The organism is Streptomyces adustus, from assembly GCF_009377175.1.
Classification (GTDB): Bacteria; Actinomycetota; Actinomycetes; order Streptomycetales; family Streptomycetaceae; genus Streptomyces; species Streptomyces adustus.
On record NZ_VJZD01000001.1, the window covers coordinates 1 to 12,939 of the forward strand.

Genomic DNA, 12,939 nt, shown 5'->3' on the forward strand with positions numbered 1-12,939 from the left:
TATAAGAGACAGGGGCGGCGGCCCTGCTGATGGGTCCTGCGCTGGTGGGCGCCCTGGTCTGGCTGCCCGGCCGCCACCCGCACGCCCCGGCCGGTCGCGCGTCGGTCACCCCGGCCGCTCTCGCCCCGGCTTCCGCCACCGGTCCCACCCCGGCCGGTCTCGCGCCGGTCGCCCCGGCCGCCTCCGCCGGTCTCGCCCCGGCCGTCCCGGCCGCGCGGACGTCAGATCCTGACCAACCCGTCGTCGTGGACCGGGTCGCGCGGGGCGGAACCGGCGCGCTCGGCCAGCAGGTTGAGCGACTGCCGGCAGCGCGTGCTTGAGGGCGGCTCCAGCCGGGGGTGTCCGGACAGCATGTGGGTGTGCAGGCGTTCCAGCCGCGCCGACGGCTTGGTGCCGAGTTCCTCCCGCAGCCGGGCCCGCAGCCGGTGGTAGGCCATCAGCGCGTCCGCCTGCCGGCCCGACCGGTACAGGGCGAGCATGAGGTGTGCGACGAGGTCCTCGTGCGTACCGTACTGGTGCACCAGCGCGGTGAGTTCACCGAGGATCTCGTGGTGCCGCCCCAGACACAGCTCGGCGCCCAGCCGTTGGGGAACCGCGTCGAGCCGGTCGCGCTCGACGACCTCGATGGCGGCCCTGAGCAGCGGGCCGGTGGGCACGTCGACGAGCATCGGTCCCGTCCACATCGTCTCGGCGGCGCGCAACTGCCCGGCGGCCTCCGCGTATTCGCCCACCTCCAGCGTGGCGCGCGCGGTCCGCACCTGCTGCTCGTAGCGGTCCAGATCCAGTTCCCCGGCGGTCAGCTTCAGCACGTAACCCTGGTCGCGGGTCTCCAGTCGGCCGGGGCGGCGGTCCGGGCCACGCCGAGCTCCGTCCAGGGAGCGGCGTAACTGCATGACGTACGTGTGCACCGCCGCGACCGCGCTCGACGGCGGCCGGTACTCCCATATCTCCTCGACTATCTGCGCCACCGACACGACGTGGTTGGCGTTGAGCGCGAGGAGCGAGAGCAGTTGCCGCTGTTTCGGCGCGGTCGGGGTTCTGTGGCGACCCTCGTCGTCGCACACACTCAGCGGGCCGAGAACGCGAAACTCCATGTGACTCCCCCATCGTCGCCCGACCGGACCAGCGGTGGTCGTCCCTCTGGTAGACCCGGCCAAACGTCCCGATCCGCGCGGATTTTACCGTCGCTCAGGCTCTTCCGGTCCCGGCTCGGGGACCTGGATTGGGCTCGGCTACCACCGCCCGCGGGCGGTGGCCGGTGCCGGTCTCACCGCCGTCTCCCGCGACCCGCCGGTGACCAGCGCCAGGAGCGCACCGGGGTCGCCGGGCTCCCGGTCGGTCCGCCAGGCGACGTGCTGGTCGGGGCGGATCAGCACCAGATCACGCTCGTACAGCTCACGCGCGAGCGGATCGTCGAGCGTCAGGGTCCGCAGCGGCACGCCCCGGGCCCGGGCCGCGGCCTCGATCCGTCCGGTGTACGGCGGACGCGGGCCGAGCCGCAGCAGCGTGAACCCGGGGCCGAACCGGTCGAACAGCGAACTGCCGTCCGTACGGCGGTCGTCGAGCCACAGATGGGGTGCACGGCCGCCCGGCACGGCCGAGGGCGTGTACGCGGCGAAGGAGTCGGGCACCGGCCCGGACCCGTCCCCGGCGACGACCGGGGAGCCGTCGTAGCGGGCACCCAGCTGCACCCCGAGGGTGTCCAGGGTGCGCATCCCGTACTCGGCGAGTTGCGCGCCGGTCCTGGCCCGGGCGGCCTCGCCCGCGGCGGAGTCCGCCTCCAGCCAGGCGGGCCGGTCCACGGCGCCGAGGCCCTGGCCGAGGGTGCGGGCCGCCGCGGTGTTGCGCAGGGCGATCGGCCGGCGCTCGATTCCGTAGCTCTCCAGGAGATCCGGGCCCGCCCAGCCCTGCACGGCCGCCGCGAGTTTCCAGGCGAGGTTGGCGGCGTCGTCGACACCGGTGTTCATGCCGAAGCCGCCGTTGGGCGTGAACAGGTGCGCCGCGTCACCTGCGAGCCGGACACGGCCCGTGCCGAACGACTCGGCGACCAGGGCCGCGCCCGCGGTCCAGGGCCGGTGGCTGAGCACCTCGACCGGCAGGGGTTCCCCGGCCGCCCGCTGCACCAGCCGCACCAGGTCGGCGTCGGTCGCCGTGTCCGGGTCGACGGAGCTGGTGAGCAGGAAGAACTCGTCCACGCCGTCGAGCGCGATCAGGTTCAGCGCGAGCTCGGAGTTGACGACCCAGTTGCTCCAGGCGCCGCTGCCGCGCAGGAAGTCCCGGTACAGCGTGGGCACCCGCAGATGGGCGGCGGTGGAACGGCGCCCGAGGATGTCCTGGTCGAGGGTGCCCTCTCCCACGTACCGGATGCCGAGGTGACGGCGGACCAGGCTGTGCCCGCCGTCGCATCCCGCGACGAACTCCGCCCGGAACGTGCGCCGGGCGCCGTCGCGTTCGGCCACGACGTCGACGTGCTCCGCGCTCTCGCGCAGCTCGGTGACCGTCCAGCCGTAACACAAGGTGAGGCGCGGCCTGGTGCGGGCGTGATCGAGCAGCAGCCGCTCGACGTACATCTGGTTCGCCCGGTGCATCGGTTCGGGGGACGGGTCCGTACGGTCGGCCGCGGCCCGTCGGCGCAGCACCTCGCCGCTGCCCGGCCAGGGCAGCAGCGCCAGTTCGTGCGCGTTGTAGCGGGTGAAGAAGGAGATACCGGCCGAGTGCTCCGCGGGCAGACCGAGTCCGCGGATCCGCTCGGCCAGGCCGAGCGTGCGGTAGTGCTCCATGGTCCGCGCGTTGTGGGTGCTGCCACGCGGCTGATCGGGCACGTCCTGCTGGGAGTTGAGGACGACGCAGGGCACTCCCAGCCGGTCCAGCAGCAGCGCGAGCGTCAATCCGACCGGACCGCCACCGATCACGGCGACCGGGGTTGTCAGAGTGTCGTCCATCCGACGCCACCTCCAGCCTTCTCTCGATCGAACCGTTGCGATCGTTGCAACCCACGCTGAAGAACGGAGCTAGTTCAGCCGCTTGGTCGGCTTTCGCTCGGCCCTTTAGCAGCCGGTTGGAGACTCCGCAGCGAACCTTTCCCGAACCGCTGGGGTATCACGGGCCGCGATGTCTCACCGGTGACCGAAGAATTCGGCGCATCACTGCGGAGTGTGAGGTATTCCTATGTTCCTGTTCGGCACACACAGGTCCGCCGCGCAACGCCTGCGCCTCCACGCCGACCGGGACCTGGGGGCCGGGAACTTCTTCTGGCACGCGTGGCGCATCGCCCGTGACCGGGACCGTCCGCTGCTGTTCCACCCCGACGTGTCCTCCCCCACCTGGGCGACGGACGAGCCCCGGGCGATGTCCCTGGACGACGTGCGCGTCGCCGCGATCCGCTACGCCCACTGGTACCGCGGACGCGGGGTGCGGCCCGGGTCGCACGTGGGCCTGCACACCCGCGACGGGCTGCTCGGCCTGATCCACCACATCGCCATCACCTCGCTCGGTGCCGCCGCCGTGCACTGCAACCCCAAAATGGCTCCGGCCACGGCCGCCGAGTACTTCCTGCGCACCCGGACCACGGTGCTGGTGGGCGACGGCGACCTGCTCAAGGGCCTCGCGGACGCCTGGGCGTCGGACGCCCCCGGGAAGAGCACGCCCGTGGTCGCGGACATCGCCGTGCTCGCGGTCACCGCTCCCCTGCCGCCCCGGCCGATGCCCGGCTTCCCGCACCGGCACACCGCCGAGGACCTGATCATGATCTCGCACTCCTCGGGCACCACCGGGCGGCCCAAGGCCCCGGTGTTCCACCACGGTTCGTTCTTCGCGGGCAAGCGGGAACGGCTGTGGTCCTTCCCCTCGCTGCGCTCCGACCGGCTGCTGACGGCACTGCCGCACAGCCACTCGGCGGGCATCAGCTACCTCAGCCTGGCGATCCTGCTCGGCATCCCGACGCTGATCCTGGACGAGGCGAGCGGCGAGGCCGTGGCGCGGGCGGTCGACCTGTTCCACCCCACCACCGTGCTGGCCTTCCCGCTCACTCTGGCCGAGGTGCCCACCGAGGAGATCGGCGCCGAGGCCGCCCGGCACATCCACACCTGGCACGGCATGGGCGACGCCTCCCACGAGCGGCACATCCGCCCGCTGATCGCCCTGGGCCGGCGCACCGAGAACGGCAAGGTGCTGGACGGCTCGCGCTACCTCGACGGACTGGGGTCGTCGGAGATGGGGATGGTGCTGTTCAAACAGGCCTACACCCCCGAGACGACCCGGTACGCACGCCACATCGGACGGCCCGCCAAGGTGGTGCGCAAGGCGGCGGTGCTCGACGAGCAGGGCCGTGAACTGCCCGACGGGCAGGCCGGCCGGCTCGGGGTGCGGACCCCCAGCATCACCGCCGGCTACCTGGACGAGCCGGCCCTGACCGAGGAATCCACGGTCAACGGGTACTTCCTCACCGGTGACATCATGCGCCGCGACAGCGACGGCACCTGGTACCACCTCGACCGCACCCCCGACGTGATCCACACCGTCGAGGGACCCGTGCACAGCCTCCCGGTGGAGGAGGTCGTCCTGCTTGCGACCCAGGCGCTGGACACGGCGGTCGTCGCGGTCGACGACCCCGACGCCCCGGGTCACTCCCGCCCCCTGGCGGTCGCCCTCTTCACCGACGGCACCCCGCGCGACGCGGCCCGGCTGCTGAGGACGTGCAACGCGGCCCTGGCCCGCGAGGGCCTGGCGCCGCTCGGCGGGCTGCTGTTGGCCGCCGAGCGCTCCGAACTCCCCGTCGGTGTCACCGGCAAGGTCCTCAAGCGCCTGCTGCGCGAGCGCCTGCGCGGCGTCCTGTCCCGCACCGGCGACCCCGCGCTCGCCGTGTCCGCCCCTGTACGGAAGGTCTGATCATGCCCGGTACCGAGACGACGGCGGCACGTCAGGTGGTGGACCTGATCACCGGCACCTGGCGGGCCCAGGCCCTGCACGCGGCGGCCGCCCTGTCCCTGCCCGACCACATCGCCGCCGGACACGGCACCGTCCCGGCGCTGGCCGAACTCACGGGTGCCGGCGAGGACGGCCTCGCCCGGCTGCTGCGGCTGCTCGCGGCACTCGGCGTGTTCACCGGCGACGAGGAGGCGGGCTACGGGCTCGGTGACGTGGGCGCGCTCCTCGTCGCCGGCGGTGAACGGTCCATGCGCGACATGGTGTTGCTGTACGGGGAGGAGTTCCACCGCGCCTGGGGTGCGGTGGTGCCCGCGATCCTCACCGGCACCTCCGGCTTCGAGCACGCCTTCGGCACCTCGCTCCATGCCTATCTGCGCGAGGTGCCCGACGCGGGGCCGCGGTTCCTGCGGGCCATGAACGCCGGCAACGTGTTCTTCCCCGAGGTCGCGGCGGCCTTCGACTTCACGCGGGCGCGCACCGTGGTCGACGTGGCGGGCGGCAGCGGCCTGCTGCTGTCGGCCGTGCTCCAGGCCCATCCGCACCTGACGGGCTGCGTGTTCGACCTTCCGCACATGCTGCCGGTGGCCGAGCGGCACCTGAGCGCAGCCGTCGGCGCCGACCGCTACGAGACCATCGCGGGCGACGTCTTCGACAAGGTCCCCGCGGGCCACGACGTGTACCTGCTGTCCCGGGTGCTCCAGGACTGGGACGACGAACGATGTGTGACGCTCCTCGCCAACATCCGCGAGGCCATGGCGGACACGGGACGGCTGCTGGTGCTGGAGCGGGTCGTCGCCACCGACGGCACGGCTCCGGTGCTGCCGCTGCTGTGGGATCTGCATCTGCTGATGGCCGCGGGCGGCCGCGAGCGCACCCTCGGCGGCTACCGCTCCGTGCTGGGCGCCGCGGGCCTGCGCCTGGAGAGCGTGCACTCGCTCGCCCTCGAGACGAGTCTGCTGGTCGCCGCACCGGTATGAGGCGGCCCCTCCGTCCCAGCCCTCTCCTGACACCCATGGAGTACACCTATGCCCAGCGATGACCTCGACCTGTGCCTCGTCGGCGCGGGACCGCGCGGTCTGTCGGTACTGGAGCGGCTGTGCGCCAACGAACGCGCCGCGTCCGCTCACCGGGCGGTCACCGTGCACGTCGTCGACCCCTACCGTCCCGGAGCCGGGCGGGTGTGGCGCACCGGACAGTCGCGGGTGCTGCTGATGAACACCGTCGCCTCACAGGTGACCGTGTTCACCGACGCCAGCGTGAAGATCGACGGTCCCGTGGAACCGGGACCCAGTCTGTACGAGTGGGCGCGCACGCTCGGTGACGGGCCCGGCGGGGCGACGCTCTACGACGAGGCCGTGCTCGCCGAGGCCCGTCGGCTGGGCCCGGACGACTACCCGTCCCGTGCCTTCTACGGCCGCTACCTGGAGGACGTCTTCGCCCGGCTGGTGTCCAACGCCCCGCCGCACCTGCGGATACGGGTGCACCAGGCCCGGGCCGTCGCCCTGCGGGAGCGGCCCGAGGACGGCGCGCAGCAGGTCGTCCTGTCCGACGGTCAGGTCCTCGACGGTCTCGACGCGGTCGTTCTCTCCCAGGGCCATGTGCCGATCGACGTCTCCCCGGCCGAACGGCAGCTCTCGCAGCGCGCGCGGGCCCGCGGACTGCTGCACGTCCTGCCGTCCAACCCGGCCGACCTGGACCTGTCGGACGTGCGCTCCGGCGAGACGGTGCTGCTGCGCGGGCTCGGCCTGAACTTCTTCGACCACACGGCACTGCTCACCCTGGGGCGCGGCGGCCGTTTCGACCGCGTGGGCGCGCGTCTGGTGTACCGCCCGTCCGGCCGGGAACCGCGCATCGTCGCGGGCTCCCGGCGCGGCATCCCGTACCACGCCCGCGGCGCCAACGAGAAGGGCGCGCACGGCCGTCACGAGCCGCGGGTGCTGACCGAGGAAGTGGTCGCGGGGCTGCGCAAGCGCGCGGTGGACGGTGAGCGCGTGTACTTCGGCATCGACCTGTGGCCGCTGATCACCCGGGAGGTGGAGAGCGTCTACTACGGGGCGCTGCTGGCCGCCCGCGGCCGGGAGGCCGAACGGGAGGAGTTCGTCGAGCGGTTCGTCTCGCTGCCCGAAGACCCGGCGCTGGCCGACGAGTTGCTCGACGCGTACGACATCGCACCCGAGGAGCGGTGGACCTGGGATCGGATCCTCCAGCCGCACGGCGACCTGGAGTTCGCCGACCGGGCGGAGTTCCGCCGCTGGATGCTGGAGCATCTGCGCCAGGACGTGCGCGAGGCCCGGGCGGGCAATGTGAGCGGGCCGCTCAAGGCGGCGCTGGACGTGCTGCGCGACCTGCGCAACGAGGTGCGGCTGGCCATCGACCACGGCGGCCTGGACGGCACCTCCTACCGGGACGAGGTGGAGGACTGGTACACCCCGCTGAACGCCTTCCTGTCGATCGGACCGCCCTTCTCCCGCATCGAGGAGCTGATCGCGCTGGTGGAGGCGGGCGTCCTTGACCTGATCGGTCCGGGCATGCGGGTGCGTGTCGACGGTACGGCGGGAGCGTTCGTCGCCGAGTCGGACGGGGTGGGGGGCGCCCCCGTATTCGCCAGGGTGCTGGTCGAGGCCCGCCTGCCGGCCCCGGACCTGCGCCGGACCTCCGATCCGCTGCTGCGCGGGCTGTTGTCCACGGGGCAGTGCCGTCCGTTCCGCATCCCCGGTGCGTGCGGCACGAGTTACGAGACGGGTGGCCTGGAGGTGACCGAGCGCCCGTACCACCTGGTCGACGCCTACGGCCGCAGTCATCCCCGGCGCTTCGCGTACGGGGTGCCGACGGAGGCGGTGCACTGGGTGACCGCGGCCGGCATCAGGCCCGGGGTGAACTCGGTGACCCTGGGCGACTCCGACGCCATCGCGCGGGCGGTACTGGCCCTGGCCCCCGCCGCCACGAGCGCCGCCGGGCGGCACTCCGGCAAGACGCTGACGGAGGCACCGGCATGACGGCACGCCCGGCGCCGCCGCGGGCCGGACCGCACCCCGGCCGACCGGCGGACCCGCTCGCTCCGGCCACGTACACGCGCGCGGTCACCTCCCGGGTGCACCACGCCCCAAGAGGTCACCGCACACCCTGACGCACGCCTCGTCGTCCCGACACCAGGAGTTCTCATGTCTGCCCGGCTCTTCACCTCGGAATCGGTCACCGAAGGCCATCCCGACAAGCTCGCCGACCGGATCAGCGACACGATCCTCGACGCCCTCATCGCCCAGGACCCCACGGCCCGGGTCGCGGTGGAGACCCTGATCACCACCGGTCAGGTCCATGTCGCGGGCGAGGTCACCACCAGCGCGTACGCCGACATCCCCGCCCTCGTGCGCCAGGCGGTCCTGGAGATCGGCTACGACTCCTCCGCCAAGGGCTTCGACGGCGCCTCCTGCGGGGTGTCCGTGTCCATCGGGGCCCAGTCCCCGGACATCGCCCAGGGCGTCGACAGCGCCTACGAGCAGCGGGTCGACGGCGCTTCCTCCGCCGAGGAGGACCGGCTGGCCCGCCAGGGCGCCGGTGACCAGGGTCTGATGTTCGGTTACGCCTGCGACGAGACGCCGAGCCTCATGCCGCTGCCCATCCACCTGGCCCACCGCCTGTCGCGGCGGCTGTCGGAGGTGCGGCGCGACGGGACCGTGCCCTATCTGCGCCCGGACGGCAAGACCCAGGTCACCATCGAGTACCTGGGCAGCAAGCCCAAGCGCCTCGACACGGTCGTCGTGTCGTCGCAGCACACCAGCGACATCGACCTGGACTCCCTGCTCACCCCGGATGTGCGCGAACACGTCGTCGAGCACGTCCTGGACGAGCTGGCCCAGGAGGGCATCAAGCTGGAGACCGAGGGCTACCGCCTGCTGGTCAACCCCACCGGCCGGTTCGAGATTGGCGGCCCGATGGGCGACGCCGGCCTCACCGGCCGCAAGATCATCATCGACACCTACGGCGGCTACGCCCGCCACGGCGGCGGTGCCTTCTCCGGCAAGGACCCCTCCAAGGTCGACCGTTCGGCCGCGTACGCGATGCGCTGGGTCGCCAAGAACGTCGTCGCCGCGGGGCTCGCCTCCCGCTGCGAGGTGCAGATCGCGTACGCCATCGGCAAGGCCGAGCCCGTCGGTCTCTTCGTCGAGACCTTCGGCACCGCCACCGTGCCGCAGGCCTCCATAGAGAAGGCCGTGACGGCGGTCTTCGACCTGCGTCCGGCCGCGATCATCCGGGATCTGGACCTGCTGCGCCCCATCTACGCCCAGACCGCCGCCTACGGGCACTTCGGCCGCGAGCTGCCCGACTTCACCTGGGAGCGGACCGACCGCGTCGACGCGCTGCGCCGGGCCGCCCGGCGGTAGCCCTCCGCCCGAACGCGGCCCCGGACCACCTGGTCCGGGGCCGCGTCGTCGCCTCCTGACGGGCCCGGGTTCCCTAGGAGTTGATCACCATGCGTGTAGCCGTGACCGGTGCCATCGCGACCGATCAGGTGCTGACCGTCGCGGGCCGGCTCACCGACGGCACGGCGATGGGCCGCGGCGCCGCGGCGGTGCGGGCCGAGACCCTGCATGTGCGCCGGGGCGGGGCGGGCGCCAACATCGCGGTGGGACTGGGCCGGCTCGCCCTGCGCCCGCTGCTGGCCGGTGCGGTCGGCAAGGACTTCGCCGACTACGGCCGCGACTTGCAGTCGTACGGCGTGGACCTCGAACTCGTGCACGTCAGCGAGGAACTGGACACGGCCCGGGCGGTGGAGATCAGGGACACCGAGGACGGCCGGCTCAGGCTGTCGTACGACGGCGCGCAGCCGGAGTCCCGGCGCATCACCCTGCTGCCGGCCGCACGCCGCATCGGCGGGCTGGGGCTCGTGGTGGTGGCGGCGGGGGACATCGAGGCCATGGTCCGGCACACCGAGGAGTGCAGGCGGCTCGGCATCCCCTTCGCCGCCGACCCCGGCGACCGGCTGTCCCGCCTCACCGGCCGCCAGGCGCGCAGACTGGTCGACGGGGCCCGTTACGCCTTCACGGACGAGTTCGACGTACCGCTGCTGCGCGAACTCACCGGGTGGGGCGACGCGGAGCTGCTCAACCGGGTGGGCACCTGGGTCGTCACCCGCGGGCTGCGCGGCGTGGCCGTCCTGCGGCGCGGACGCCCCGCGAACCGGGTGGAGGCGGTACGCGCGGCGCAGGGGGGCGACCCGTCGGGAACCGCCGAGGCGTTCCGCGCCGGCTATCTGGCGGGTGCCGTCTGGGGATGGTCCGCCGAGCGCGGGGCGCAGCTCGGCTGCGCCCTGGCGGCAGCCGCACTCGAATCGAACGACGCACAGGGATATCCGCTGATGCGGGAGCGGCTGACGGCCCGTATCCGGTGCACGTACGGCCCGGAGGCCGCGGATCAAATAGCCGCCCGATTGCCCTCCTGAATACCGTGAAAAGGAACCGGCCGATCAACGGACGGGCAGCTCGGCACCGCACGCTCCGGCCGTCCCTCGACGCCCGCTCGCACCGGTCTGCAACACCCTGTCCCCGAACGGTGTTTGTCCCAGTGATGGACGTCGAGGCAGAGCAGCCGACACGGCACCCGGGTCGTCACGCGCGGGTCTCGCGTTCGAATAGCGAGAAAAGAAAACCGGCCGACCGACCCGATTCAATACCACCCGCTTTTCCAATTGACACCGATTCGGCATCGCTTTAGCCTTGCTCGAGAAAAATAGAATGCCAGTTCGAGATGTGAAGACATTACGGGGATAGGAACTCTTCATGAACTCAGGTATTCTCGGCCCGCTCCTGCTGTCCGATACGGAGGAAAATCTGGTCCCGAGCGCGCCGAAACCGCGCCAGCTCCTCGCCTTTCTGATGCTGCACACCCCGCAGATGGTGCGGGCCAGCGACTGCATCACCGAGCTGTGGGGATCGACTCCCCCCAAGAGCGCGATGTCCACGCTCCAGACCTACGTGCTCCACATCCGGCAGGCCCTGCGCGGCCCCCGCAGGGACCGCAGCCATCTGCTCCTGACCAGGAACCAGGGCTACCAGCTCACCCTCGAAACGACCGATTTCGACCGCTTCCGGTTCACGGAGCTGACCCGGCTGGGACACCTGGCGACGGCCGCCGGCAACCATCGGACGGCGTCGGAGATGTTCACCCTGGCCCTCGCGCAGTGGCGCGGTCCCGCGCTGTCCGACGTCAGCGCGGGCCCCCTCAGCTCACCGCATCTGGCGGAACTGGCGGAGACCCGGCAAGGTGTCCTGGAGCAGCGCATCGAGGCCGACCTGGCGCTCGGCAAGCATCGTGAGCTGGTCGACGAGCTCAGTGATCTGGCCGCGCGCCACCCCACCCACGAGAACGTGCACGCTCAGCTGATGGTCGCGCTCTACCGCTCCGGCGAGCGCAAACGCGCCGGTGACGTCTTCCAGGGGCTTCGCCGGGCGCTCGGTGACACCCTGGGGATCGAGCCCGTGCCGCGGATGCGGCGCCTGTACCAGGCGGTCCTGGTCGGCAGCTCGGCGCTGGACGCTCCGGTCGTCCGCCGATGACCGTTCCCGTCTGTCTGCAACACCCTGCGCCCGGACGGTGTTTGTACCAGTGATGGACGACAAGGCAGAGCAGCTGACCGAACTCCTGGCGGCGCACCTCGAAGCCGGCTTCACCGAGCTGGTGCGGGTGCACGCCGGGGCGGTGCACGCGTTCCTGTACCGAGTCTCCGGCTCCTTCGCCGAGGCGGACGACCTGGGGCAGGACACGTTTCTGCGCGCCTACACGGCCCTCCAGGGCTATTCCGCCGCACGGCGCCGTGAACTACGGCCACGGGCGTGGTTGATGACCATCGCGGCGAACGTGTGGCGCAACCACGTCCGTACCCGGAAACGGCGCCCGGTCACGGCCGGACTGCCCGTGGAGGAGACCATGGACGTCTGGCCGGACCACAGCCCCGGTCCGGAGGAGCGCGCGGCGACGACGGAGGAGCGGTCTCGTCTGGTCACCGCCTTGTCGGCGTTACCCGAGCACCATCGCATACCGGTCGTGCTCCACCATGTGATCGGAATGAGTTACTCGGAGGTGGCCGAGGTGCAGGGCTGCGCCGTCGGCACCGCGAAGGCGCAGGTCTCCCGTGGGCTGGCCGGCCTGCGACGCCTGTTGGAATCGGAGCCCACCGCGCTGAAGGAGGTGACGAGGTGAACGAAAGCGAGGACGACGCGGTCGCGCGGCGTCTGCCGGATCTCGCATCGGCCGCACCGGAGGACTTCGCGCTGCGCGTGCTGCGCCGTGTGGGCATCTCCGCGGACCACTACGACAGCTACGTACACCTCGACACGGCCGCGGGCGGGCTGTTCGTGGCCGCGAGCCCCCAGGCCGTGACCGGTGCCTGCCTGGACTCGGCGGGCCTGACCGCGACCGCCTTCGAGGAACTGCACCGGGCACGCACCGGGCGCTCGGCGATCCCGGGCAGCAAGCCGTTGCCCGGGCTCATCCCGGCACTGCGCACGGGCCGGGCGCGCCGGCTGGCGATCGACCTGTCCGGGCTGCCGGACGAGCAGCGCGCGGTCCTCCAAGCCGTACGGAACATCCCCGCGGGGCAGTTGCGGCCGCTGAGCTGGATCGCCCGCGAGGCCGACACCGGGACTCCGCCCTCGGCCTCCGACGTCCTGCACGCGCTGGCGGCCAACCCCGTCGCCGTGCTCATACCGTGCCACCGGGTCACGCACGACAACGGAGCGCCGTGCGACGCCGCGTACCTGCCGAGGACCGGCGAGGCCCTGCGCCGCGCGGAGCACATCGACATGCGCCGGGTGACGGAGCTGTCCAGGGCCGGCGCGGTCTTCCTCGGCAGCGACACCACGTACATCTACTGCCACCCGACCTGCGCCCACGCCCGCCGCATCACGCCCGGGCACCGGGTGCACTTCCGCACCGCGCACGACGCCCGCGAGGCGGGTTACCGGGCCTGCAAGAGCTGTCGGCCCCTCACCGTCTGACCCGGGCACCGTCCGACCC

At 72.2% G+C, this 12,939-nt stretch carries 10 protein-coding genes; 8 read left to right on the top strand and 2 right to left on the bottom strand.

The window, feature by feature from the left end; all coding sequences use genetic code 11:
* Positions 1–221 precede the first annotated feature (221 nt).
* Together FNH09_RS00005 and FNH09_RS00010 are read right to left on the bottom strand one after the other, a co-directional pair.
* Positions 222–1,094, bottom strand: a complete 873-nt coding sequence (locus FNH09_RS00005) for an AfsR/SARP family transcriptional regulator (protein WP_152883695.1) — start codon at positions 1,092–1,094, stop codon at positions 222–224.
* Positions 1,095–1,232: 138 nt separating this feature from the next.
* On the bottom strand, positions 1,233–2,942 hold the full coding sequence (locus tag FNH09_RS00010) for an FAD-dependent monooxygenase (RefSeq protein ID WP_152883698.1): 1,710 nt from the start codon (positions 2,940–2,942) through the stop codon (positions 1,233–1,235).
* Positions 2,943–3,168: 226 nt separating this feature from the next.
* Between FNH09_RS00010 and FNH09_RS00015 the strand changes: the two genes are divergently transcribed.
* From FNH09_RS00015 to FNH09_RS00050, 8 genes are all read left to right on the top strand, one after another.
* On the top strand, positions 3,169–4,887 hold the full coding sequence (locus tag FNH09_RS00015; RefSeq protein WP_152883700.1) for a class I adenylate-forming enzyme family protein: 1,719 nt from the start codon (positions 3,169–3,171) through the stop codon (positions 4,885–4,887).
* Between the two features lie 2 nt (positions 4,888–4,889).
* Positions 4,890–5,903 (top strand): methyltransferase, encoded by a 1,014-nt coding sequence (locus FNH09_RS00020; protein ID WP_152883703.1) that lies wholly within the window; start codon positions 4,890–4,892, stop codon positions 5,901–5,903.
* A gap of 48 nt (positions 5,904–5,951) precedes the next feature.
* Positions 5,952–7,922, top strand: coding sequence for an FAD/NAD(P)-binding protein (locus tag FNH09_RS00025; protein ID WP_152883705.1), 1,971 nt, complete (start codon positions 5,952–5,954; stop codon positions 7,920–7,922).
* Between the two features lie 165 nt (positions 7,923–8,087).
* On the top strand, positions 8,088–9,308 hold the full coding sequence (metK, locus tag FNH09_RS00030) for a methionine adenosyltransferase (RefSeq protein WP_152883707.1): 1,221 nt from the start codon (positions 8,088–8,090) through the stop codon (positions 9,306–9,308).
* A gap of 89 nt (positions 9,309–9,397) precedes the next feature.
* Positions 9,398–10,366 carry a PfkB family carbohydrate kinase gene (locus FNH09_RS00035; protein ID WP_152883709.1) on the top strand — a complete coding sequence of 323 codons (969 nt, stop codon included), beginning with the start codon at positions 9,398–9,400 and terminating at the stop codon, positions 10,364–10,366.
* Positions 10,367–10,703: 337 nt separating this feature from the next.
* A complete protein-coding gene (locus FNH09_RS00040; protein WP_152883711.1) occupies positions 10,704–11,480 on the top strand; it encodes an AfsR/SARP family transcriptional regulator in 777 nt (258 codons plus the stop codon).
* Between the two features lie 52 nt (positions 11,481–11,532).
* Entirely contained in the window at positions 11,533–12,123 is a 591-nt protein-coding gene (locus tag FNH09_RS00045) for an RNA polymerase sigma factor (protein ID WP_152883713.1), read from the top strand.
* Entirely contained in the window at positions 12,120–12,920 is an 801-nt protein-coding gene (locus FNH09_RS00050) for an MGMT family protein (RefSeq protein WP_338017399.1), read from the top strand. The genes FNH09_RS00045 and FNH09_RS00050 overlap by 4 nt, the downstream gene beginning before the upstream one ends.
* The last annotated feature ends 19 nt before the right edge of the window (positions 12,921–12,939 follow it).

Coding starts and splice junctions, on each gene's coding strand:
- FNH09_RS00010 (WP_152883698.1), bottom strand. CDS start 2,942: ATGGACGACACTCTGACAACCCCGGTCGCCGTGATCGGTGGCGGTCCG.
- FNH09_RS00035 (WP_152883709.1), top strand. CDS start 9,398: ATGCGTGTAGCCGTGACCGGTGCCATCGCGACCGATCAGGTGCTGACC.
- metK (WP_152883707.1), top strand. CDS start 8,088: ATGTCTGCCCGGCTCTTCACCTCGGAATCGGTCACCGAAGGCCATCCC.
- FNH09_RS00040 (WP_152883711.1), top strand. CDS start 10,704: ATGAACTCAGGTATTCTCGGCCCGCTCCTGCTGTCCGATACGGAGGAA.
- FNH09_RS00020 (WP_152883703.1), top strand. CDS start 4,890: ATGCCCGGTACCGAGACGACGGCGGCACGTCAGGTGGTGGACCTGATC.
- FNH09_RS00045 (WP_152883713.1), top strand. CDS start 11,533: ATGGACGACAAGGCAGAGCAGCTGACCGAACTCCTGGCGGCGCACCTC.
- FNH09_RS00005 (WP_152883695.1), bottom strand. CDS start 1,094: ATGGAGTTTCGCGTTCTCGGCCCGCTGAGTGTGTGCGACGACGAGGGT.
- FNH09_RS00025 (WP_152883705.1), top strand. CDS start 5,952: ATGCCCAGCGATGACCTCGACCTGTGCCTCGTCGGCGCGGGACCGCGC.
- FNH09_RS00015 (WP_152883700.1), top strand. CDS start 3,169: ATGTTCCTGTTCGGCACACACAGGTCCGCCGCGCAACGCCTGCGCCTC.